Here is a 22,542-nt window from a genome sequence, read left to right on the forward strand (position 1 = left end):
ATTGCATCGGAAGGAAGTCCTAGGATACAATTTCTTATAGATGCAATAAGTAGGAACTTTGGGCAGGTTTTTCGACTTTTTTAGATAGAAATGCAGGAAATTTATACTATATTTTGACTTTTCCGGGCATGGAGAGATGAACGTCATGGTGTTTTTATAACAAAATAAAGTGAACATAGAGCTTTTTTAACAGCTGCATCCTGTATTTTTATGTTTTTCGACATAATCCGACCTGTGCTTCTTCTATACTCGGACTGTCGCAAGACGAGGGAATCATCATGACAGAAGGTAGAAGTTATTTATCCAATACATAACAGGGGGAACAACAATGAAAAAAGTATGGCAGGTGGTCATCGTAGATATCCACCCCACCAGCATGCTCGGTACAAAATTGATTTTGGAAGAGCAGCAAGATCTGACGGTACGTGGCATGACTTCGACCGGAACAGAAGGGCTCGAACTGGTGAACATTCACCAGCCTGATCTGGTTCTCATGGATTATCGTCTTCCGGAGGGCCAGGCAGATCAATATATTGCCCAGATGAAGAATCTGTCAGCACATAGTCACATCATCATTTTAACCGATGAAGACAATGTGAAACTGTTTCGTCATCTGATAAGTCTTGGTGCAAGCGGCATGCTATCCAAACAGGCTTCCCCTAGCCAGCTGATTCATCTGATCTCGGGGTTACGTGAGGGCCATGTATCCATTCCATTATCGTGGTTAAACAGTGCGGAGTGGGCGCAACCCGTCGAGTCTCCAACAGAAGAACATGTCATTGAATTAACAGAAACCGAAACTTTTATCATGGAAAGAATTGTTCAAGGGGTAACCTATGATAAAATAGCGAGTGAGATCAACGTTAGCAGGCGCTCGATTGATAATTATTTGCGTAAAATATACGTGAAGCTGGAAGTAAGCAGCAGAGCACAGGCCATTGAACGTTATGCCTTGCATGCAAGGCAATCGAAGACGGTATCCTGACGAACCAGGTATGTTCTTCTAGCATCACAACAGGTCAGGTGTGCATCCGGTCATATTCGATGGCGAGCAGGAATAGGTTGTAGGGCTGCGGACTGCGAGTTCAGTTTCGATAGGGACGAAAGGGGATCGGATCGATGGAATATTTCTTTGCTTCCCGTACCAACAGGCTGTTGTCATCACCGCTGAGGGACATACGTGAGATGTCTGGCAGGGATTATTTCATTTCTCTGGCAGAGGAATTGCCTGCGGAGGAGTTGTTTCCTTTCAAATTGCTGGAAGAAGCAGCGGTGTCTGTCTTTAGTTCAGGCCCTTCTGCATTGCAATATGGAGAGCCTGCAGGCTACACCCCCTTAAGAGAGTGGCTGAACAAAGACTGGAATGCACGCAAAGGCATACGAACGGTACCCGAGCAGATTCTGTTGACCACTGGTACCCAGCAGGCCATCGATCTGGTGATGCGTCTATTGCTTGAACCAGGAGACTCCGTGCTGGTTGAACATCCTACATCTCCAGGTTGTCTTGAGGTTCTGGAGATGCAAGGAGCCAAAATTGTGCCCGTGATGGGTGATCTGGACGGGATACTGCCTGACCTTTTGGAGCATCACATGCAGCAGGTGAGACCGAAGCTGCTTTTTGCTGCACCCAGTTTCTCGAATCCGACCGGTGCTTTGTGGAGTATGGAGCGGCGGGAGGCTGTGCTTGATCTGTGTTCACGCTATGGTGTACTGCTTGTGGAAGATGATTCTTACGGAGAGCTTCATTTCGATGGCCTGGAGCCGGCGGAATTCTATCGTAAATATCCTTCACTCTTTGCACTGGATACTGCCGACCAGGGTGGACATGTTCTCTACATCGGTTCGTTTAGCAAAACGGTAGCGCCCGCTCTTCGAACCGGATGGGCCGCTGGGCACCCTGCACTGATTCAGGCCATGGCTTCAGTTAAACGAATTGCAGATGGTCAGTCCAGTCCGATGAATCAGCGGCTGTTATATCAACTGCTCGCCCATTCCCCTTTTCGATGGAGTGATCATCTATCCATGTTGAATCGGGAGTATAAGACCAGGCTCAAACTGATGCTTGAACTGTTGAAAAGACCGGGATGGAAAGGGTGTCAATACAATATCCCTGAAGGCGGAATGTATCTGTGGGTACAATTGCCGGAAGGATTGGATAGTACCGCTCTGCTCAAGGCGGCTCTGCCCAAAGGTGTATCTTTTCTACCTGGATCGCTATGCTCCACAGGTGTACAGGATCAACGCTACATTCGATTGAACTTTAGCCATCCGGGACGCGATGAATTGCTGCTTGGCATGAACCTGATCAGTGAAACCATATCTGAATTTACGGCTCGCAGCTGAGCCGGATCGAAAAATAGATTGTAGCAAAATCCAAATTGGTTCATAAACATTGTGATTACGTTATTGCATCCACTAACATTTTTATATATAATATGAATTAATGAGTTGTTGGTTTCTTTATATAAGCTGCAATTGTGGTGAGTTCAGAAAAAGCACTCATATATTTTATCTAACGGGGGAAAATTCAACATGTCTAATATTTTATTCGTAAAAGCAAATGACCGTCCTGCAGATCAAGCAGTCAGCGTTAAATTGTACGATGCATTCTTGAGCGCATACAAAGAGTCCCACCCAGGTGACACAGTTACTGAGCTGGACCTCTACAATACAGAATTCCCATTCTATGGTAACACAGCTATCACAGGTACTTACAAAGCAGCTAACGGTTTTGAACTGACAGCTGACGAGCAAAAAGCAGCTTCACTTGCAGCACAATTGCAAGATCAATTCCTGGCAGCTGACAAAGTTGTATTTGCATTCCCACTGTGGAACTTCACTGTTCCAGCTCCATTGGTAAACTACATTGCTTACCTGAGCCAAGCTGGTAAAACATTCAAATACACTGCTGAAGGTCCTGTAGGACTTGCTGGCGACAAAAAAGTAGCTTTGCTTAACGCACGTGGTGGCGTTTATTCCGAAGGCCCAATGGCAGCTGCTGAAATGTCCCTGAACTTCCTGAAAACAGTTATCGGCTTGTGGGGCATTCAAAACCCTGAAGTGGTTATCGTTGAAGGACATAACGCTTCTGCAGATCGTGCTGAAGAAATCGTTACTGCAGGTCTGAAATTGGCTTCCGATGTAGCAGCAAGCTTCTAATAGCAATCATCTATATAGAACAAACAAAAACACCTGTAGTCTCGAGTAGAGATTACAGGTGTTTTTGCATTCTCATTTTTTCGCATCCGTCACTTCGGGTGATTTCGGATCAGATATTGCCTGTATTTTTCAAGTACAACGCTGCTGCTTCAGCAATGTGTGCAAGGTCGTCCTTATTTTCACCAGGTACGGAAAACGTTACATCAAGTTCATTAATGGTTCGTTCAATCATATCATTATCCTCAAGCATGTGTGCATGCTCGGTTAACGCCTGCACTCCCCTAATCGTCAGAATATACTTCCCACGGGAGAGGCGTTCGAACCAGCCATAATAATTCTTTTGCAGAATCGCCGCTGCAGAACCTACGCCTGTCTGTCTGGCAAGGTTGGCGGGAGAGGCTTCTCCGTTCGTTCGTAGAGCGGATGCGACACGTAAGGCCTTCTCACGATATGCCGTGACCAACTGTCTTCGTGTGCTGCCTCCCGTATTGTAGTCTCCGCTGCGTTCGTCGAATTCCTTGAGCAATCGTTTCCGCCGAACACCGCTTTTGCGGGCAACTTCATTGCGGCTAGTGGGGGTTGTCAGGACGGAAGGTTCGCACAGTACATCAATTAGGGGTGATTTGGTTTTGTAAAATGTGACAGTCAGCAGTCCCAAACCAAGTTGCCTGCATAGTGCAGTCAGTTCACTCCAGCGTTGGTTCACAGCTCCACGTTTGCTGCGATTGCGCTCGACGGCCAGATACACGAACGGACTAAGCTTCAAGCGCTGCATGCCCTGCAACAACAGGGAGAGGTTGAATGTTTTTTTCATCTCCACAATCAGTGGTTCATCCTGGTCCGATCTGACCCCGACGAGGTCACAATGTCTGACTTCCGCCTTGACGTCGAAGCCGCGCTGCTCGAAAAAAGCCTTCACAGGTGGATATAATTCGGTTTCGTATTTCACTGCCATCGTCCCTGCTCCTTTCCTGAAGTGTCCTTGTCTCTGGCCATACGTTGTCCGGTTTCCTGAATTAGAACCCTCATTATATCATATTCGTTCTTTTTTTTCTGAAGGCACAAGATGTCTGATAGAACAGGGAATAGCCAAAATTCGAAACCTTGGATTGAAAAAAAGAGGTCAACTTACCCGAATTGCCGCATAGGTATGTAATACACTTTTCACAACAATACAAGACGTTTGAACAGAGGGTGGCGGGACTACACAGGACCGCAAGATTGGTATTCAAGCAGGAGCCGCAATTCTATTGATTTCTTCATACCATTCGGAATGGTTGACAATCACACTAAAGGAGCCATGGGAGGTACCAAGCATGAATATTTTTGAACGCGTTGCGGAACATCGGGCAGAGAGTGACCGTTTGACATGGAACGGAACATTTGAAGATTATATTGCACTGCTGAGAGAGGACCCGACTCCGGCAATGACGGCTCACGCCAGAGTGTATGAGATGATTGAATCGTTTGGCGTGGAAGAAGTAGGTGGGCATAAGCGGTACAAGTTTTTTGAGCAGGAGATCTTTGGGCTGGACCGTTCGATTGAAAAGCTGGTCGAAGAATACTTCCACTCGGCAGCACGTCGTCTGGATGTACGGAAGCGGATCTTGCTCCTTATGGGTCCCGTAAGTGGAGGGAAATCCACGCTGGTGACGTTGTTGAAGCGAGGTCTTGAACAGTTCTCACGGACAGAGAGAGGTGCCATATACGCCATTGATGGATGCCCGATGCATGAGGAACCGCTGCATCTGATCCCATTGGAGCTTCGTCCTGAAGTGGAGAAGGAAATTGGAGTCCGAATTGAGGGTAACCTGTGCCCATCCTGCCAGATGAGACTCCGTACCGAATATGGTGGTGATATCAGCAAGGTGCCGGTGGAACGGGTCATTGTTTCTGAAGATAATCGGGTGGGGATCGGAACGTTCAGTCCATCCGATCCGAAATCGCAGGATATTGCCGATCTGACGGGCAGTATCGACTTCTCCACCATCACGGAGTTCGGTTCCGAATCTGATCCACGTGCCTATCGTTTTGATGGGGAGTTGAACAAGGCGAACCGTGGGTTGATGGAGTTCCAGGAGATGTTGAAATGTGATGAGAAATTCCTGTGGAATCTCCTGTCGCTCACGCAGGAAGGGAACTTCAAAGCAGGACGCTTCGCCTTAATCAGTGCGGATGAAATGATTGTGGCGCATACGAATGAATCGGAGTATAAGTCGTTTATCTCCAACAAGAAGAATGAGGCGCTGCAATCCCGGATGATTGTCATGCCGATTCCGTACAATCTGAAAGTGTCCGAGGAAGAGAAAATCTATGCCAAGCTCATTCAACAAAGTGACATGAAGCATGTTCATATTGCACCGCATGCACTGCGGACTGCAGCCATTTTTTCGATACTTACCCGCTTGAAGGAAACGAAGAAACAAGGCATGGATCTCGTTAAAAAGATGCGGATGTATGATGGTGAAGAAGTGGAAGGCTACAAAGAAGCCGATCTGCGCGAGATGCAAAATGAGTATTTGGATGAAGGGATGTCCGGCATTGATCCACGGTATGTCATTAACCGGATCTCGAGTGCTTTGATCAAGCAAAATCTTCAGTGCATTAACGCGCTGGACATTCTGCGGGCGATCAAGGATGGTCTGGACCAGCATGCCTCGATTACAAAGGAAGAGCGGGAGCGTTATCTGAACTTTATCGCTCTTGCACGCAAGGAGTATGATGAACTGGCCAAGAAGGAAGTGCAGAAAGCATTTGTGTACTCATTCGAGGAGTCCGCAAGAACGTTGTTCGAGAATTATCTCGATAACATTGAAGCATTCTGCAACTGGTCCAAAATTCGTGACCCGCTCACGGATGAAGAGATGGACCCGGATGAGCGTCTGATGCGTTCCATCGAGGAGCAGATCGGGATCTCCGAGAATGCAAAGAAAGCGTTCAGGGAAGAGATTCTAATCCGAATCTCGGCATACTCCCGCAAGGAGCGCAAGTTCGAATACAGCAGCCATGACCGTTTGCGTGAAGCGATTGAGAAGAAGTTGTTTACCGATCTGAAAGACATCGTCAAGATCACAACCTCAACCAAAACACCGGATGCAACACAATTGAAACGTATGAATGAAGTCATTAAACGCTTAATTGAGGAACATGGATACACCGCAGCCAGCGCGAATGAACTGCTACGTTATGTGGGCAGTCTGCTTAATCGCTAATCGGCAACGAACCATTCCGGATCAGGCTCCTGATGCCTGCTGTGAGGCTCCTTCACAGCAGGGTCAGGGCCTTTTTAATTCTATGAGGGTCATATTAATCTAAAAGCTGACAAATAAGGTTAATTTTAAAGAGAATTAGTTCTAATGGTATATGTATATTTAGGTATTTTAGTCTATAATCGATACATATATTTACATTTTAAAGTAATTTAGTGTTTATTAAGGAGCTGACTGAACCCGATATGAGCAGTATTTCCGCAACAAGACAGAAGCAACTTGATTACATGGGATTAACCGCAGGGGATCTGGCACTGCTTGCCGATCATCGGCCTGTTTTTAAAAAAGTCGTTAATGAAGTGGTAGATCATTTCTACAATCATGTGGGAAATTATCCTGAATTGGTAGATCTGATCGCTCGCTTCTCTACCATTGATCGTCTAAAAGAAACACAGAAAATGTACTGGTTATCCATGACGGACGGAATTGTTGACGACGCATATATTGAGCAACGGATTGCGATTGCACTTGTGCATTCCCGTATTGGTCTGTCTGAAGATTATTATCTGGGTACCTATATGGTCTATCTTGATATTGCAACGAGCATATTCCAACAGGTTATCCCTGATTCCTGGCATCGTGTCATTCAAGCCCTCAGCAAAATGTTCAATCTGGATTCACAGCTTGTCCTTGAGGCCTATGAGAAGAAAGAAAAAGAAAAGTTACATGAGCTTGCCGATGACCAACAACATACATTGCAGGCGATTACGCAGATTACCCAAGAGCTTACAGGCATGATTAGTGAATTAAATGAAAATGCAATGGCTATATCGAGTGTAGCCAAAGAAACAGCAGCTTCTCAGGATCAGGCTCAGGTTCTGCTCACCGAATTAACAGGGGAGATCCATCAGATTGGAAAAATGGGTGAACTCATTCGCGAGATATCGGATCAGAGTCATCTTGTCGGCCTGAATGCAGCAATTGAAGCTGCTCATGCAGGCGAGTTCGGCCGGGGCTTCGAAGTGGTCGCCAGTGAGGTGCGCAAACTTGCCGCTAGCTCCCGGGATGCCCAAGGTAAAATCCAGTCTAATCTGGAGCAAATCATGAAGAAACTGAGCAGTGTGCAGCAGGAGTCGGATCATACGTCCAGAGGGGCACGTAGCCAAGCGTCACGCTCGGCTGAACTCGCTGTATTTGCAACAACAATGGAGAAACTGTCTCTGGATTTGAAGAAACTGGAACAGCAGGAATAGACGTTAAATCCATTAGGAAGCTTCCATACCGTTTCAGGCTGTTTTAAGCTATAATGGGTAGACAAACCTGCCGATGTTATAGAAAATGCAGCCGGAGACAGGGGATTTGAAAGAGGTTGAGGTGATCAGATGGCTTCTATCCATGATGTGGCCAAGGAAGCGGGAGTATCTGTTGCAACCGTTTCCAAAGTGATAAACGATTATCCCGATGTAAGTGAAAAAACGCGCAAAAAAGTCAATATAGCCATCGAATTATTGAAATATCAACCCAATGTGGTCGCACGTGGACTTGTAAAACGCCGTTCATGGACGGTAGGCGTACTGTTAACGGTTCCGTTTACGAACCCTTTTGTATCAGAATTGCTGGAGGGGATCAAGACTGCGCTGGAGAACAGTGGGTATGATCTTGTCCGCTTGTCGACTCGATTCGATGATCCGGCTTATTCGTTCATCAAACATTGCCGTAGTCGTAATGTAGATGGCGTTGTGGTATTCGGGGAAGGCAGAGAAAATGCGAGTATTCAGGAACTGGTGGATGCAGAGATTCCAACGATGTTTGTTGATACGGACATGCTCGGCAAGCGTGCGGGTTACATTACTACGGATAACGCAAACGGGATCTCGATGAGTGTCAAACATCTGCATGAGCTTGGGCATCGCAAGATTGCCTATATCTCAGGGACACTAGGACCTGCCGTAGCCAATCTGCGACTGGAAGGATATCGGGAAGGGCTGCGAGAATGCGGCATTCCGTATTCAACGGTATATCTGGAAGTTTGCGATTATTCATTCGATGGGGGAAGCAAGGCTGCCCGGCGATTGCTGGCACTTCAGGATCAACCCACAGGAATTGTCTGTGCTTCAGACATGTCTGCCTTTGGTGCAATTCATGAAATTGAAAAGCATGGACTGAGTGTGCCAGAAGATATCTCGGTTGTCGGGTTCGACAACACATATTATGCTGAGGTATTCAAACCTGGGTTGACCACGGTGAATCAGAATATCTATTCCATTGGCATCAAGTCTATCGAATATCTGATTGCCATGATCGAGAATCCGGCTTATTCTCCTCCCGTCGTTACGGAACCTTCCAATCTGGTGATCCGTCAGACGACAGCACCTTTAAAGGTGTAACTATGTAATGACGTTAACACGGAGCACAGCTAACAAGCTGTGCTTTTTGTCGTTCTATACTTCCCTAAATAGGATTAAACATATTTAGAGCAAGTCCTATAGTTTAACGGGTAAACAAAGTCTGCTGGCAATCGTATAATGAAAGTGCTTACAATTTCTCTGTTCATTAATGTCTATCTAATCCTGCACAACGATCTTGTACAGGGCTGGCACATGACAGAGCAAAAGTTACTCTTCACAAACAACTAACCAAGGAGGAGATTGGATGCATTTGAGAAAATGGTGGAGCTTGTGCTTGTCGGCGGTATTGATCTTCAGTCTGTTCCCAAGTATGGGAACAGGAGGGGCACATGCTCAAGCGGCTGCGGACGTGAAGACAGGCAATGATGAACCGCTGTTTGAAGCTAATTTTGAAGACGGTGTGTTGGGACAATGGCGTCCACGTGGAAATGAGAAGCTCGATATCGTGACGGAAGTGGGCCATGACAGTACGCACAGCCTGAGAACCTCATCCCGTACAGAAACGTTCCATGGACCCTTAATTGAGGTAATAAACCATGTACAGAAAGGCAGTACGGTTCATATTTCGTTTTGGGCCATGTACGATGAAGGACCCGACAGTCAGGTCATTAACGGGTCACTGGAGAAGGAGTACAATAACGACGCCTCAAGTCGAGAATATGCTACGTTTGCTTCTGCTACCCTGAACAAAGGGCAATGGAAAAAAATTGAGGCCGATGTGGTGATCCCTGGAGAAAATAGCGGCATCACGGGATTCCGGATGTACGCAGAGACACCATGGAAGACGTCAGCGGAAGTGACACCGTCCGATACGATCACGTTTTACGTGGATGATGTTCTGATTACGGAAGCTGAAAAAATTGAAATAGAGCCGAACATTCCGGATCTAGTGGATATCGTCGGACAACATTATGCAATGGGAGCGGCAATCGACCAGTCTGCACTGGATTCGGAAGATCCGCATTCCCAGTTGTTGACGAAACATTTTAATAGCATTACAGCTGGAAACTTTATGAAAATGGATGCGATGCAGCCTCAGGAAGGACAATTTGTCTGGTCCGAAGCGGATCGTCTGGTGAACTTTGCCGAGGCAAATGGCATGGAGGTCAGAGGTCATACGTTGTTATGGCATAGTCAGGTGCCGGAGTGGTTCTTTACCGATCCGAACGATGCTTCGAAACCTGCCACGCGGGAACAGTTGCTTGCACGGATGAAAACACATATTCAGACCATCGTGACCCGGTACAAAGGAAAGGTTCACACATGGGATGTCGTCAATGAAGTCATCTCGGATGGAGGCGGCTTGCGCAATCAGGCTAGTGGTTCCAAGTGGAGAGACATTATAGGGGATGTGGATGGCGACGGAGATGACAGTGATTACATTGAGCTGGCTTTCCGATATGCACGCGAGGCTGACCCTGATGCGGTATTGGTGATTAATGACTATGGACTGGAGGGCAGTGCAAGCAAGCTGAACGATATGGTGAAGCTTGTAGAGAAGCTGCTGGCGCAAGGGACACCCATTGATGCGGTTGGATTCCAGATGCATGTGTCGATGTACGGACCGGATGTAAAGCTCATTCGTGAGGCTTTTGAGAAAGTGATCGCTCTTGGTGTGAATGTACAGGTTACCGAGCTGGACGTTTCGATCTATTCAAGTAATTCAGAACTGGAGATGCCTGTCACAGATGAATTAATGCTGCAACAAGCTTATCGTTATCGTGAACTGTTCGACCTGTTCGAAGATTTGGGAAAACGCGGCGTAATGGACAGTGTCACCGTATGGGGACTTGCCGATGATGGGACATGGCTTGACAATCATCCGGTCAAAGGACGTAAAGACGCACCGTTGCTGTTCGATCGTAAATTGAAAGCGAAACCGGCCTATTGGGCATTGGTGGATCCTGCCACTCTTCCGATATATCGAAATGAATGGACAGCGCCTAAGGCTAGCCCTTCTCTCCCAGATCGCAAAGGGCAGGAAGATATGCTGTGGGGTGCTGTAAGAGGACTGAATATTAATGATCTGGCAGATGGTACATCCGGGGTTACCGGTGAGGCGAGAGTTCTCTGGGATGCCAAAAAGGTGAATTTGCGAGTGGAAGTTAAGGACACGACACGTCGCAAAGGTGATCAGCTTCAGGTTTTCCTTACGGAAGAAACACAGGGCACAGCCGCTGCACCTTCTGGAGAGATTTTATCAGCCAAGAAAAAAAATCCGCCTTCCACGAATGGTCAGTATACGTTCAAGCGGGAGGGAAGCAAAGGCAAGGATAAGATTGCATACAGCGTACAGGAGACCAAAACGGGATATATCGTATATGCCTCCCTGCCTTTGTCAGCCGCTTTATTAACAGAGGGGCAGGTACTGTCTCTGGATTTTCGAATTATGGACGAATATGTTGCTGGAAAGACAGCCACGATCGTATGGAACGATATTTCCAATCAGCAGCCCGATAAACCTGCCAATCGGGGTAAACTGAAGCTGGGTTCTGCCCTGAAGCATGTGAAGGTCACTTATGGCACGCCGGTTGTAGACGGTCAGAAGGATCGAGTCTGGAAAAAGGCAACATCGATCTCCACAGATGTCTGGGTGCTTGGAAATTCCGGTGCAACGGCGACAGCACAGCTCCTATGGGATGAACAGTATGTATATGTGCTGGCAGACGTCAAAGATCCTTTGCGAAGCAAGTCAAGTTCCAATGCACATGAGCAGGATTCAATCGAGATTTTTATCGACCCAAGTAAAGACCAGACAACATACTACCAGGAGGATGACGCCCAGTACCGGGTTAACTTTGATAATGAGACTTCTTTTGGAGGAAATGCACAGAAAGAAAGCTTCAAATCAGCCACCCGATTAACCAGTGAAGGATATACAGTTGAAGTGGCAATACCACTGGAGAGTGTTCTGACTGAAGGGAAAAGATGGATTGGATTTGATCTCCAGGTTAATGATGATGGAGCCGGAGACGGCAAGCGAAGCAGTGTCTCCATCTGGAGTGATTCATCAGGTAATTCTTATCAAGACACTTCCGGTTTTGGCAGTCTGTTACTGACTCGCAAATAGATATTCGATCTGTATTTGGATGTGCAAATGTCAGGTATTAAACATCCGTGTTTCTGGAAAAAAGTGTTGATTTCCAAGGCTAGGACGTTTAGACTATAAACATTGATATTAACGGGTTCCGATGTATGACACTGGCTTGAACTAAGTCCGTGTTCACAAGTCAAATGATGCGGAGGGAGTGCCTGTCATCCAGACAGCGCACTCGCTTCTTTTTTACATTTTTGCATACATATGAGGCATTTCCCGGTTGAAAGGACAGAGTGAGTGGAGCACCTACATGGTACGTACAACTTAGAACTTGTTATTTTATCCTATATTATTGCATCGTTAGCTTCTTATGCAGCGCTTGACCTTGCAGGCCGTGTAAGTCAGGCTAGCGGGGTAGCGCGGAATGTATGGCTTACCTGCGGTGCAGTCTCCATGGGTCTGGGAATCTGGTCCATGCACTTCGTGGGTATGCTGGCATTTGTTTTGCCTACGCAGGTCTCCTATTCCACGGAGAAGGTTGTTTTATCTGTTCTACTCGCTATTGTCGCATCCGGGGTGGCCTTGAACATTGCGGGCAGACAATCCGGCAAGATAAGCAAGCTCATGATTGCTGGAGTACTCATGACTGCCGGGATCAGCTCGATGCATTATGTGGGCATGGCAGCCATGTCGACTCCTGTTACGTATGAACCAGGCAGAGTGGTGTTGTCCATTTTGATTGCAGCAGTTGCTTCATTCGCGGCATTGTGGCTTATGTTTTTCTTCCGTTATCGTCATTCCAGACATACCTGGGTTTACAAGATGGGCAGCGGTCTCATTATGGGCATCGGAATCTCAGGAATGCACTATACCGGGATGTCAGCCGCACATTTCCATCATTCACATGGCACGATGGTAAGTTCAGGCATGCAGATTGAGCCAGACATTCTCGCCTATTTGATTGCATCAGGTACATTTATTGCATTGGGCTTGACGTTGTTCGGCATATTTATCAATCAACGAATGTCTGAGAAGGATCAACGGATTCATGAGAATGAGCAGTGGTATCAGGCCCTGTATCATAACCATTCCGATGCTATAATTTCAGTGGACAAGGAAGGCATTGTCAAAGGCATTAATGCTGCTGTAACGACGATCACCGGATACCCTGAAAAAGAGGTCATGGATCGTTCCATTGATGATATCGCTCAGCAGATCGATATCGAGTGGATAAGTGAATTTGATTCCATCGATTGGGATGATTATGGGCTTGAGCAGGCGCATTATATGGCCAAGATGAGGGACGTACAGGGTGAACTTTTGGACCTTAGTATCGTCGTGGTTCCTGTTGTCATTGATGGTAAACATGTGGGAAGCCACATTTTGATCAAAGATATAACGGAAGAGAAGAGGGTTCAGGAGAGCATTCGTCACCAAGCCCTGCATGATCCGCTGACGGGGCTGCCCAATCGACGCAAGTTGGATGACGTGCTGGCTTACACGATCCAAGCTTCGGAGGAAACAGGGCATTCTTTTGCCGTTATGGTGATGGATATAGATCGTTTCAAAATGATTAATGATTCGCTGGGACATTCCATTGGGGATGTATTTCTAAAAGAAGTCAGCAGCCGAATCATGGCAGCGATCGAAGCTTCTGATCCAAAAGCCATGGACAATGTCATGCTGGCCCGTATAGGCGGTGACGAATTCACATTGGTGGTAACCCATGAGCAAGCGACTGAGGTTCGGGTGGCCGAGCTTGCAAAACAGATTGTAGAAGCCATACAGCTACCTTACCGATTGAAGGAAAATGACTTTTACGTGACAGCCAGCATCGGAATCGCGATGTATCCACACCATGGAGCAGGAGCAGATTCTTTGCTGAAACATGCGGACTCCGCCATGTATGAAGTGAAGAAGAACGGCAAGAATGGTTTTCAATTCTACACTGCCCAACTGGACTCGGAGCTCTATGAACGCATTGAACTGGAAGGTTACTTGCGTAAAGCATTGGAGCGCGATGAGATGGTCCTGTACTATCAACCGCAGATTCGTACCCAGGATAGCCGCATGATTGGGGTGGAGGCACTTATTCGTTGGAATCATCCACTCAAAGGTCTGCTCGCACCCAATGTATTCATCCCGCTTGCAGAAGAGACGGGCATGATCTATGAGATTGGTAACTGGACACTACGGGAAGCATGCAGACAGATGAAGTTCTGGCATGCCAGTGGCGGACCGCTCATTCCGGTATCGGTTAACTTGTCCAGCCAGCAGTTCCATCAATCCAACTTGGTGGAACAGGTGAAGAACGCCCTCCATGAGACAGGGCTAGAAGCCCGTTATCTGGAGCTGGAGATTACAGAGAGCATGATGATGGATGCAACAGTCTCCACAGCAATCCTGAAAGAACTCACGGCACTGGGTGTCAAAATCAGCCTGGATGATTTCGGTACAGGATACAGTTCACTGAGTTATCTGAAGAATTTCCCGATTCACAAGCTCAAGATTGATCGTTCATTCGTGACGGACATTACAGAGAGCCACAGCGATCAGGCGATTGTAGCGACCATTATATCGATGGCTCAGAATCTCCAGATGGAAGTCATTGCCGAAGGTATTGAGACGAAAGGTCAACTGGATATTCTGATGCAGAATGACTGCCGTGAGATTCAGGGATATTATTTCAGTCGTCCGCTGCCGGCAAGTGAAGTCGAACATGACTTTTTTGTACCGCTACGGTTGCAGGGCAATGGAACACCAACGGTATAATCAGAGTGAAGTATGTGCCAAGCGGCAAGTCCCCGTGTATATCAGGAACTTGCCGCTTTTTGTGTTTTATTATGATATGTCGCCATCCTTCATGCGTGATACGAAGGTTCTCTTTTTCAAAAGGGAAAGGGCCTGTTTGAACCTCACATAAACTTGCGGTGGTGCTTCTTGCCATCATACGTAAACCAGATCGGTTTATCCTCAACACGTGTCTCCACATGTACCGTACGCCCCCAGAGGCGATACAGATAAGGCATGGTGCGCTCCATATATTTCAGGTCCAACTCGATGCCCTCATATTGATGCTTCAGTACGAGTTCCCCGGTCCGCAGATAGTCGGCATCTTGCACGACCAGATAAGGGGAACCCCCGTTGACACGTGAAAATACGAGCTGATCCCGTATGTTTTCCCAGGACTTGTCGGTAATTTTCCAGTCGGGGCCTTTTTTCTCAAAGACGTAGAGGTCGAGATCCTCGGTTAATTGTTTGGTCATGTAATTGCGGATAAAGGAGGTATCGGAATCGAACTCACGTACCTCGAACATTTTGGCACGACCTTGGCCCGGTTTACGGCCCCAACGATCCTGTTCTTCCCGGGTTGGGTTATCCCAGCGCCGTTCAATATCCTCGAAAATCTTCAGACCCAAATAGTACGGATTCAGACTTTGCTTGGATGGCTGCACCACGGAGGAGTTGAGCTTCGCGAATTCAATCGTATCCTCACTGTTGAGATCGAGTTCACGGATAATGCGTTGATGCCAGTAAGAAGCCCAGCCTTCGTTCATGATTTTCGTTTCCATCTGTGGCCAGAAATACAACATCTCTTCACGCATCATACTCATGATATCTCGCTGCCAGTCAGTCAACACTTCCGAGAATTCCTGAATAAACCACATGACATCCTTCTCTGGTTCAGGGGGGAAGTGATGGACCTGTATGCCTTCGGCCGGTGTTTCTTCGATCTTTACATCATCAAGTGACCATAAATCATCATAGCGGCCTTCCGGCTTGGGTGCTTTCTCACCGCGCTGCTCCCGCATTTTCATCTCCATATAGCGTTGTTTGTCCAAATGGCGGGGTTTAATCAGCTGTGGGTCCACATGTTCCTGAATCGCGATCACGGCATCGATAAAGGCTTCAACCGCTTCGGTACCATACTCCATCTCATAATTGCTAATCCGATCCGCCGTAGCGGCCATGCTTTCGACCATATTACGGTTGGATTTGGAGAAGCGGGCATTATTTTTGAAGAAATCGCAGTGCGCCAGCACGTGGGCTACGATCAATTTGTTCTGAATCAGGGAGTTGCCATCCAGCAGGAAGGCGTAACAAGGGTTGGAGTTGATGACAAGTTCATAAATTTTGCTGAGTCCAAAATCGTATTGCATTTTCATCTTATGAAATGTTTTGCCGAAGCTCCAGTGACTGAATCTGGTTGGCATGCCGTAGGCTCCAAAGGTATAAATAATATCCGATGGGCAGATTTCGTACCGCATGGGGTAATAATCCAGACCGAATCCATCGGCAATCTCCATAATCTCGGCAATGGCGTATTCGAGGTCGCGGATCTCATCTGTCATCTAACGCTGCCTCCTTCCCGTTTCTGGAAAAAGCTGCGCAAAGCTTTGTACACTTCGCCTTTTTCTTTGATCACATAATACATGAACTGATCCATCTTGATATGACGGTAAGCCGACATCAGTGTGCTGCTACGGTTGTACTGATTCACCTCGCCATATCCGAACATGTTGCTGCGTTTCATTAACTCACCGATCAGCTTCACACACCGTTCGTTATCCGAGGTCAGATTATCTCCGTCAGAGAAGTGGAATGGGTAGATATTGTAGCTGGAAGGCGGGTATCGACTGTCAATAATATCCAGTGCCTTCATATATACAGAGGAGCAGATGGTACCTCCGCTCTCGCCACGGGTAAAGAACTCTTCTTCGGTCACTTCCTTGGCTTCTGTATGATGGGCGAGGAAAACAATCTCGACTTTCTCATACTGACGGCGTAGAAAACGGGTCATCCAGAAGAAGAAGCTGCGCGCGCAGTATTTCTCAAATGAACCCATGGACCCGGATGTATCCATCATGGCAATAATAACGGCATTGGATTGTGGAATGATTTTGTCTTCCCATGTTTTGTAGCGCAAGTCATCCGGACTGATGTGATGGATGCCTGGCGTACCGGTCGTAGCATTGCGGCGCAGATTCTCCAGAATGGTACGTTTCTTGTCAATATTGGACTGCATGCCTTTTTTACGAATATCGTTGAATACTACCGTATGTGTCTCAATCAGGTCTTTGTCCTTCTGCTTCAGATCGGGTAATTCCAACTCAGCGAAGAGCATATCTTCCAGTTCCTCAATACTCACTTCGGCTTCCACAATATCATAACCAGGCTGATCACCAGCTTTTTCGCCTTTGCCGGGTTTCTGCGAAGCAGCGGGATCACGGCCGATGACGTCTCCGACCTGACTGTCACCGTCTCCTTGACCGACATGCTTTTGCTTCTGGTAGTTATACACAAAACGGTACTCATCCAGACTGCGGATTGGTACCTTGATGATTTGTTTTCCATCAGACATGATGATGTTTTCTTCCGTGATCAGATCAGGCAGATTCTGCTTGATGACATCTTTCACCTTTTGCTGATGGCGTTGCTGGTCCTGGTACCCTTTGCGGTGAAGCGACCAATCTTCCTTCGACACGACGAACGAGTAAGGCTGGTGTGAATTTGACATGTAGGCACCCCCCATTGATTACGCGGCACAGTTTGGCCTGTCGGTAATTAAGTATATTCACGGGCGAGGACGATATGTGATGAGAGCGGATATAAAATGATACAATTCCGCAAGTTCACCCTGGAGGTCAGGTGAGTCTTCAGAACAGAACCTGCTCCATTTTTTACAGAAACAGTGAACAAGTGTGATATCCTTCCTTTACAATAGGAGAAAGACATCAATCATTTAATAGAGATGAAAAGGAAGGATTTATGTGAATAAAAAGGCAATCAAGGCCTGGATTATGTATGATTGGGCCAATTCGGCTTATGCGACAACTGTGTTGGCAGCGGTACTGCCCGTATTCTATGCTTCGGTGGCTGCAGCAACGCTGGATACGGATACAGCCGCCTCCTATCTGGCCTACACACATTCCATTGGCATGTTGTGCGTAGCTCTGCTAACACCGCTGCTTGGCACGTTGGCTGATTTGTCAGGACGGAAGGGCGACTTCCTGCGTGTATTTGCCATTATAGGCGTCCTTGCCACATTAGGGTTCAGTGCGATCGGAGAAGGGGACTGGTTACTTGCTTCGGCGTTGCTGGTCATTTCCACCATTGGTTTTGCGGGTGGCAACACCTTTTACGATGCAATGCTGCCGGATCTGGTACCTGTGGAACGAAGGGACATGATATCCTCCAAAGGTTATGCCTATGGTTACATTGGAGGAGGCTTGCTGCTTGCCTTGAACATGCTGATGATTCAGCAACCAGGCTGGTTCGGAATGGAGAGTACACTGGCAGGTACAAGGCTTGCGTTCATCTCCGTATCATTGTGGTGGTTACTGTTTTCGATACCGATCTTTCGCCATGCTCCGAGAAGGCCTGCTTCACCGGATATGCCCGGATCGTGGAAAGGGTATGCTGCGGTGGGAGTTCGCAGACTGCGGCAAACCTTTCGTCAGATGCGGCGTTTTCCCCAGTTAATCCGCATGCTGGTGGCTTTCTGGTTTTTTAATGACGGCATTAATACCATCATTCTGATGGCTACCATCTATGGGACAAGTATAGGCATAGGCACAGCCGACTTGATGCTCGCACTACTGTTAACCCAGTTCATCGGTTTCCCATGCACATTGTTACTGGGAGCATGGGCACAGCGCTGGGGAGCAAAGCAGGTATTAATCGTTAGCCTATCGATATACATATGTATCGTGATTCTGGGTTATTTCATGACACAAGCGATGCACTTCTATGTGCTCGCCGGGTTGGTTGGAGTCGTGCAAGGTGTGAGTCAATCCACAGCTCGTTCCCTGTTTAGCAATCTGATGCCGGCAGGCAGAACAGGAGAGTATTTTGGTTTTGTGAATATTACAGGCAAATTCTCTTCGATCTTCGGTCCATTTGTGTTTGGTTATGTCGGACAGATCACAGGTTCCACGCGTTGGGGCATTCTGTCGCTTATCTTCTTTTTCGTCGCGGGCATTGCTGTATTGTTAAGCGTGAAGGTACAGAAGGGAATGCAGGATGCTACACTGGCAGATCAGGAGGAAGGGCGAAATGGGAGCTTCGGAGCTCCTGGGAAAAGTTCAAATGTAAGGTTCACCTGATGATTGTTCAACGGTTTTCATATTAAGTTTCTCAACGGATTACGCATGGCTTCAGGCAGTGTTCCTCACAGAACATGTCTGGAGCTTATTCGCGTTTGTGCAATGAGAACATAATTGATCATGAATAAGTGCTTAAACGACAGACAGCAGAATACAGTGAAAGAGTAAGAATTTATGAAAAGGTGAAAATAAAAGATTGACATGATACATTTTGTATCATAGAGTAAAACTATGAATACATAATGTATCTGAGAGTTGTCGAAAGAATACATGTATTTTGCATCACTCTCGGGTAAGGTTCCGACGTAATGTTGCAAAATGCTGACCTAATAGTATGCGTAGTAATCGTTTTACCAAACACAAAAGTAGAGTCTGGTCTATCCCGGCTGCATGCTTATTTTATTGAACAGAGGAGAGGCTGCCATTGATCGACGCTCAAGGTAACGGACTTGTTTTCTTACTATGTGTTCCCCGCAGTGGTAGTTCATTATCCACAGTCATGCTGCAAAATCACAGTCGTATATTCGCCACCCAGGAAATGTGGTTTCTGATGAGTCTTGTCGATCTGCCAAAAACGGATTCACGTGCTTATGGTGGCAGCTCCATCATGCGTCAGTTCTACAATGCCATGGTATCCGAGGATGTCTTCGAAAAGGCGTGCAGAAGCTTTGCTCTTGAGATCTACAATGGATTCCTGGAAGGGAGCGGAGCAGACTTCATCGTTGATAAATCTCCGCGTTATTATTACATGCTTGAATGGCTGGATCGTCTGTTCCCACAGTCCAAGCGCATTCATCTCCAGCGTAATCCTCTGGCCATAGCAGCATCATTCAAAAAGGTAAACCGCCATACAGGTGAAAGATTCGACCTGACCCATAGTCTGCAGAGCTCCAAATTAAATATGAAATCCGTAGATCTCACACTGGGTATGCTCCGCTTGAATGAATATTTTGCCGAACCGCATGCGAATGCATATGAATTGCAATATGAACAATTGGTCACCAAACCTCAAGAAGAACTTGAGAAACTATGCTCATTCTTGGGGATTCGATATGAACAGGGTATGGAGCAGTATGGACAGTTTCTGGACAGTGCAAAATCTGACATGTTCTACAGTATGGGCGTGGGCGATCCATTCCTCTCTTCACATCAAGAGGCTCATCAAGGTTCTGTTAACAACTGGAAAAACATATTGGAACCCCAAGAAGTTGAACTGTATTGCCGTGTGATGGGAGCGGATCTTTTCCATCGGATGGGGTACAGTGACCAGTTGGCAGAAGCTGAACAATGGACGGGTGTTCGTTATGAAGCAAGTCCGGATCAAGAGGTCATCGAGCGAATTACGCATCAGTTGACGACAGCGACCGGTTGCGACTGGCAGCAGCACTATCGGATGCAGCCAGCTGATTCTCTCGTCCATGATTCCCATGAAAATCGGAATGATTCAGTTCTCGAAGAACCGGAAAAGATAGATCCCACACTGGCTGCACTGGCAACGATCAGGCAGCTGCAGGCCGCATTACGGGCGGCAGATCATCGTCTGGAACGGGGATACAGTGAACGAGAGCGCTTGAAAGTCCAGCTGGCTTCTGCTCAAGGTAAAATACAACGCATTAAATCATGGGTACCATTCGGTCATCAGATCAGCGCCTGGGCTTCACAGCGCAAGATACTTCGGGGAGGTAAGTCATGAGCGCCATAGCAGGAATTGTTCACAACGATGGTCAGCAGGCGCTATGGGAAGATAGCTGGCGCTTGTACGCAAGCCTGGGGCATGTCCCTGCAGATACGACAGGGGTATGGAAAGGCAATGAGGCGTTCCTTAGCTGTCATGCTCAATGGATTACACCGGAATCGGTTAGCGAGAAGTTGCCTTTATACGATGAAGAGAGTGGTCTGACCATCACGGCAGATGCCATTCTGGATAATCGGGAACAACTGGCGGATCAATTACAGATATCCAGGGCTGAACTGGCGATGTTGGCGGATAGTGAACTGATCCTGCGTGCCTATCAACGCTGGGGAGACGATGTGGCTGTCCGATTGCTAGGGGATTTTGTATTTGCCATCTGGGATGATCGTAATCGTAAATTGTATGCAGCGAGAGACATTACAGGCATGAGAGCTTTTTATTATCGACATGATGGCTCACGCTTTGCTTTCTGCACACTCATGAATCCGTTGCTTGGGCTTGAAGGGGTACATAAAGAACTTGATGAGACCTGGTTGTCTGAGTTCCTTGCCATTCCTGACATGCATGATTCAGCAGATATCAACTCGACCGTATATCAGGGAATAAGCCAGCTGCCTTCTGCACACACACTTGTCTTCCGGGACGGCAGGCTGGAACTGAAGCAGTACCATCGCTGGGATGAAGTGGAGCCTCTAAGGCTTAAATCCGATGGTGAGTATGTAGAAGCGTTTCGAGAGGTCTTTGGGCAGGCGGTCGGATCACGACTACGAACTCACAGGCAGGTGGCAGCTGCATTAAGTGGCGGACTGGACTCGGGAGCCGTGGTTGGTTTTGCTTCCGGAACACTAAGAAGTCAGGGCAAACGGCTGCATGCTTATAGCTATGTTCCCGTCCCGGATTTCACGGATTACACGTCGAAAACGTTGCTTGCTGACGAGAGACCATTCATACGTTCGACCATTAATCACGTCGGAAATATCACAGAGAACTATCTGGATTTTGAAGGCAGAAGTCCTCTCAGTGAAGTAGACATCTGGCTCGACATTATGGAAATGCCCTATAAATACTTTGAAAATTCGTTCTGGATCCGCGGATTCTATGAAAAAGCGAGCCAGCAGGATGCAGGTATTCTGCTCACAGGAGCACGCGGTAACTTCACCATCTCCTGGGGGCCAGCTCTGGATTATTACGCAAGCTTACTGAAAGGTGGCCGTTGGTACCGCTGGTTCCGTGAGATGCAGCAGTATAGTGAGCGGACCGGGATGCCCTTCTCCCGTATTGCCAAGATCACAGGTCGAAAGGCATATCCCGAATTCTTCAAAACGATGTCCAAGGGAGCGAGTCAAGCCGCATCTGTACAATTAATCCATCCTGATTTTGCTCAAAGAACAGGTGTACTGGAACGACTCAAATCCATTATTGTTCTGCAGGGTGGTGCCCAGGCTGATGCACTCAAAGTACGTGCCGAGAAATTCAATAATCTGGCCATTGCGAACAAAAATGGTGCTGTAGCTACGAAATGTTCTCTCCGTTACCGGGCTTGGGAACGTGATCCAACAAGTGATGCCAGAGTCATCCGGTTCTGTCTGTCCGTTCCGATTGAACAATATGTGAAACATGGGACGGATCGTTCATTGATTCGCCGGGCAACTTCACCGGAGTTGCCTGACAAGGTCAGACTGAATCAGCGAGTACGGGGTGTACAGCCGGCGGATTGGCTGCATCGCATCATTCCAAATTGGGATGCCTTTACGGCCGAGTTGCGTGCCTTGTGTTCTGATAGCAAGGTTGCTGGCATATTAAACACGGAGCGCATCAAGTCTGCCCTGGCCAATTTCCCCAGCCCAAGACCTGAACTTGCTTCGCATCCAGATCTGCGATTGATGATGCATAGTCTGATCGTCTATCGGTTCATTCGAAAATTCTGAAT

14 protein-coding genes are annotated in these 22,542 nt (G+C 47.3%); 11 read left to right on the forward strand and 3 right to left on the reverse strand.

Going from position 1 to position 22,542, the window contains the following annotated elements; translation table 11 throughout:
* Nucleotides 1-328 precede the first annotated feature (328 nt).
* The 3 genes from M1D71_RS08595 (at nt 329) to M1D71_RS08605 (ending at nt 3,159) form a co-directional block, all read left to right on the forward strand.
* Nucleotides 329-985, forward strand: a complete 657-nt coding sequence (locus M1D71_RS08595; protein ID WP_458126099.1) for a response regulator — start codon at nt 329-331, stop codon at nt 983-985.
* 134 nt (nt 986-1,119) lie between these two features.
* Entirely contained in the window at nt 1,120-2,343 is a 1,224-nt protein-coding gene (locus M1D71_RS08600; protein WP_458126100.1) for an aminotransferase-like domain-containing protein, read from the forward strand.
* A gap of 189 nt (nt 2,344-2,532) precedes the next feature.
* Nucleotides 2,533-3,159: an FMN-dependent NADH-azoreductase gene (locus M1D71_RS08605; RefSeq protein WP_458126101.1), complete on the forward strand. Its 627-nt coding sequence runs from the start codon at nt 2,533-2,535 to the stop codon at nt 3,157-3,159.
* Between the two features lie 109 nt (nt 3,160-3,268).
* Here M1D71_RS08605 and M1D71_RS08610 read toward each other — a convergent pair whose 3' ends face one another.
* Nucleotides 3,269-4,114, reverse strand: coding sequence for a DUF2161 domain-containing phosphodiesterase (locus M1D71_RS08610; protein WP_458126102.1), 846 nt, complete (start codon nt 4,112-4,114; stop codon nt 3,269-3,271).
* Between the two features lie 361 nt (nt 4,115-4,475).
* On the opposite strand from M1D71_RS08610, the gene M1D71_RS08615 reads away from it, so the two are divergent.
* The 5 genes from M1D71_RS08615 to M1D71_RS08635 all read left to right on the forward strand — a co-directional run bounded on the left by M1D71_RS08615 (nt 4,476) and on the right by M1D71_RS08635 (nt 14,585).
* Complete coding sequence (locus M1D71_RS08615) at nt 4,476-6,371, forward strand: PrkA family serine protein kinase (protein WP_458126103.1); 1,896 nt, start codon at nt 4,476-4,478, stop codon at nt 6,369-6,371.
* Nucleotides 6,372-6,613: 242 nt separating this feature from the next.
* Nucleotides 6,614-7,621 (forward strand): protoglobin domain-containing protein, encoded by a 1,008-nt coding sequence (locus M1D71_RS08620; protein ID WP_458126104.1) that lies wholly within the window; start codon nt 6,614-6,616, stop codon nt 7,619-7,621.
* Nucleotides 7,622-7,750: 129 nt separating this feature from the next.
* Nucleotides 7,751-8,755 carry a LacI family DNA-binding transcriptional regulator gene (locus tag M1D71_RS08625; RefSeq protein WP_145319714.1) on the forward strand — a complete coding sequence of 335 codons (1,005 nt, stop codon included), beginning with the start codon at nt 7,751-7,753 and terminating at the stop codon, nt 8,753-8,755.
* A 265-nt stretch (nt 8,756-9,020) separates the two neighbouring features.
* The gene (locus M1D71_RS08630; protein ID WP_458126105.1) at nt 9,021-11,846 is read left to right on the forward strand and encodes an endo-1,4-beta-xylanase; all 2,826 of its coding nucleotides are present in this window, start codon (nt 9,021-9,023) and stop codon (nt 11,844-11,846) included.
* Nucleotides 11,847-12,110: 264 nt separating this feature from the next.
* Nucleotides 12,111-14,585 carry an EAL domain-containing protein gene (locus tag M1D71_RS08635; protein ID WP_458126106.1) on the forward strand — a complete coding sequence of 825 codons (2,475 nt, stop codon included), beginning with the start codon at nt 12,111-12,113 and terminating at the stop codon, nt 14,583-14,585.
* Nucleotides 14,586-14,728: 143 nt separating this feature from the next.
* Here the strand turns inward: M1D71_RS08635 and M1D71_RS08640 are convergent, their stop codons facing one another.
* Nucleotides 14,729-16,165 carry a SpoVR family protein gene (locus M1D71_RS08640; protein ID WP_458126107.1) on the reverse strand — a complete coding sequence of 479 codons (1,437 nt, stop codon included), beginning with the start codon at nt 16,163-16,165 and terminating at the stop codon, nt 14,729-14,731.
* The gene (gene yhbH / locus M1D71_RS08645; protein ID WP_458126108.1) at nt 16,162-17,331 is read right to left on the reverse strand and encodes a sporulation protein YhbH; all 1,170 of its coding nucleotides are present in this window, start codon (nt 17,329-17,331) and stop codon (nt 16,162-16,164) included. Before yhbH ends, M1D71_RS08640 begins: the two co-directional genes overlap by 4 nt.
* Before the next feature lie 253 nt (nt 17,332-17,584).
* On the opposite strand from yhbH, the gene M1D71_RS08650 reads away from it, so the two are divergent.
* The 3 genes from M1D71_RS08650 to M1D71_RS08660 all read left to right on the forward strand — a co-directional run bounded on the left by M1D71_RS08650 (nt 17,585) and on the right by M1D71_RS08660 (nt 22,540).
* A complete protein-coding gene (locus tag M1D71_RS08650) occupies nt 17,585-18,919 on the forward strand; it encodes an MFS transporter (protein ID WP_458126109.1) in 1,335 nt (444 codons plus the stop codon).
* Between the two features lie 424 nt (nt 18,920-19,343).
* Nucleotides 19,344-20,612 (forward strand): sulfotransferase family protein, encoded by a 1,269-nt coding sequence (locus M1D71_RS08655; RefSeq protein WP_458126110.1) that lies wholly within the window; start codon nt 19,344-19,346, stop codon nt 20,610-20,612.
* On the forward strand, nt 20,609-22,540 hold the full coding sequence (locus M1D71_RS08660) for an asparagine synthase-related protein (RefSeq protein ID WP_458126111.1): 1,932 nt from the start codon (nt 20,609-20,611) through the stop codon (nt 22,538-22,540). Before M1D71_RS08655 ends, M1D71_RS08660 begins: the two co-directional genes overlap by 4 nt.
* Nucleotides 22,541-22,542 lie beyond the last annotated feature (2 nt).

The sequence above is a fragment of the Paenibacillus sp. Z3-2 genome, assembly GCF_054161325.1.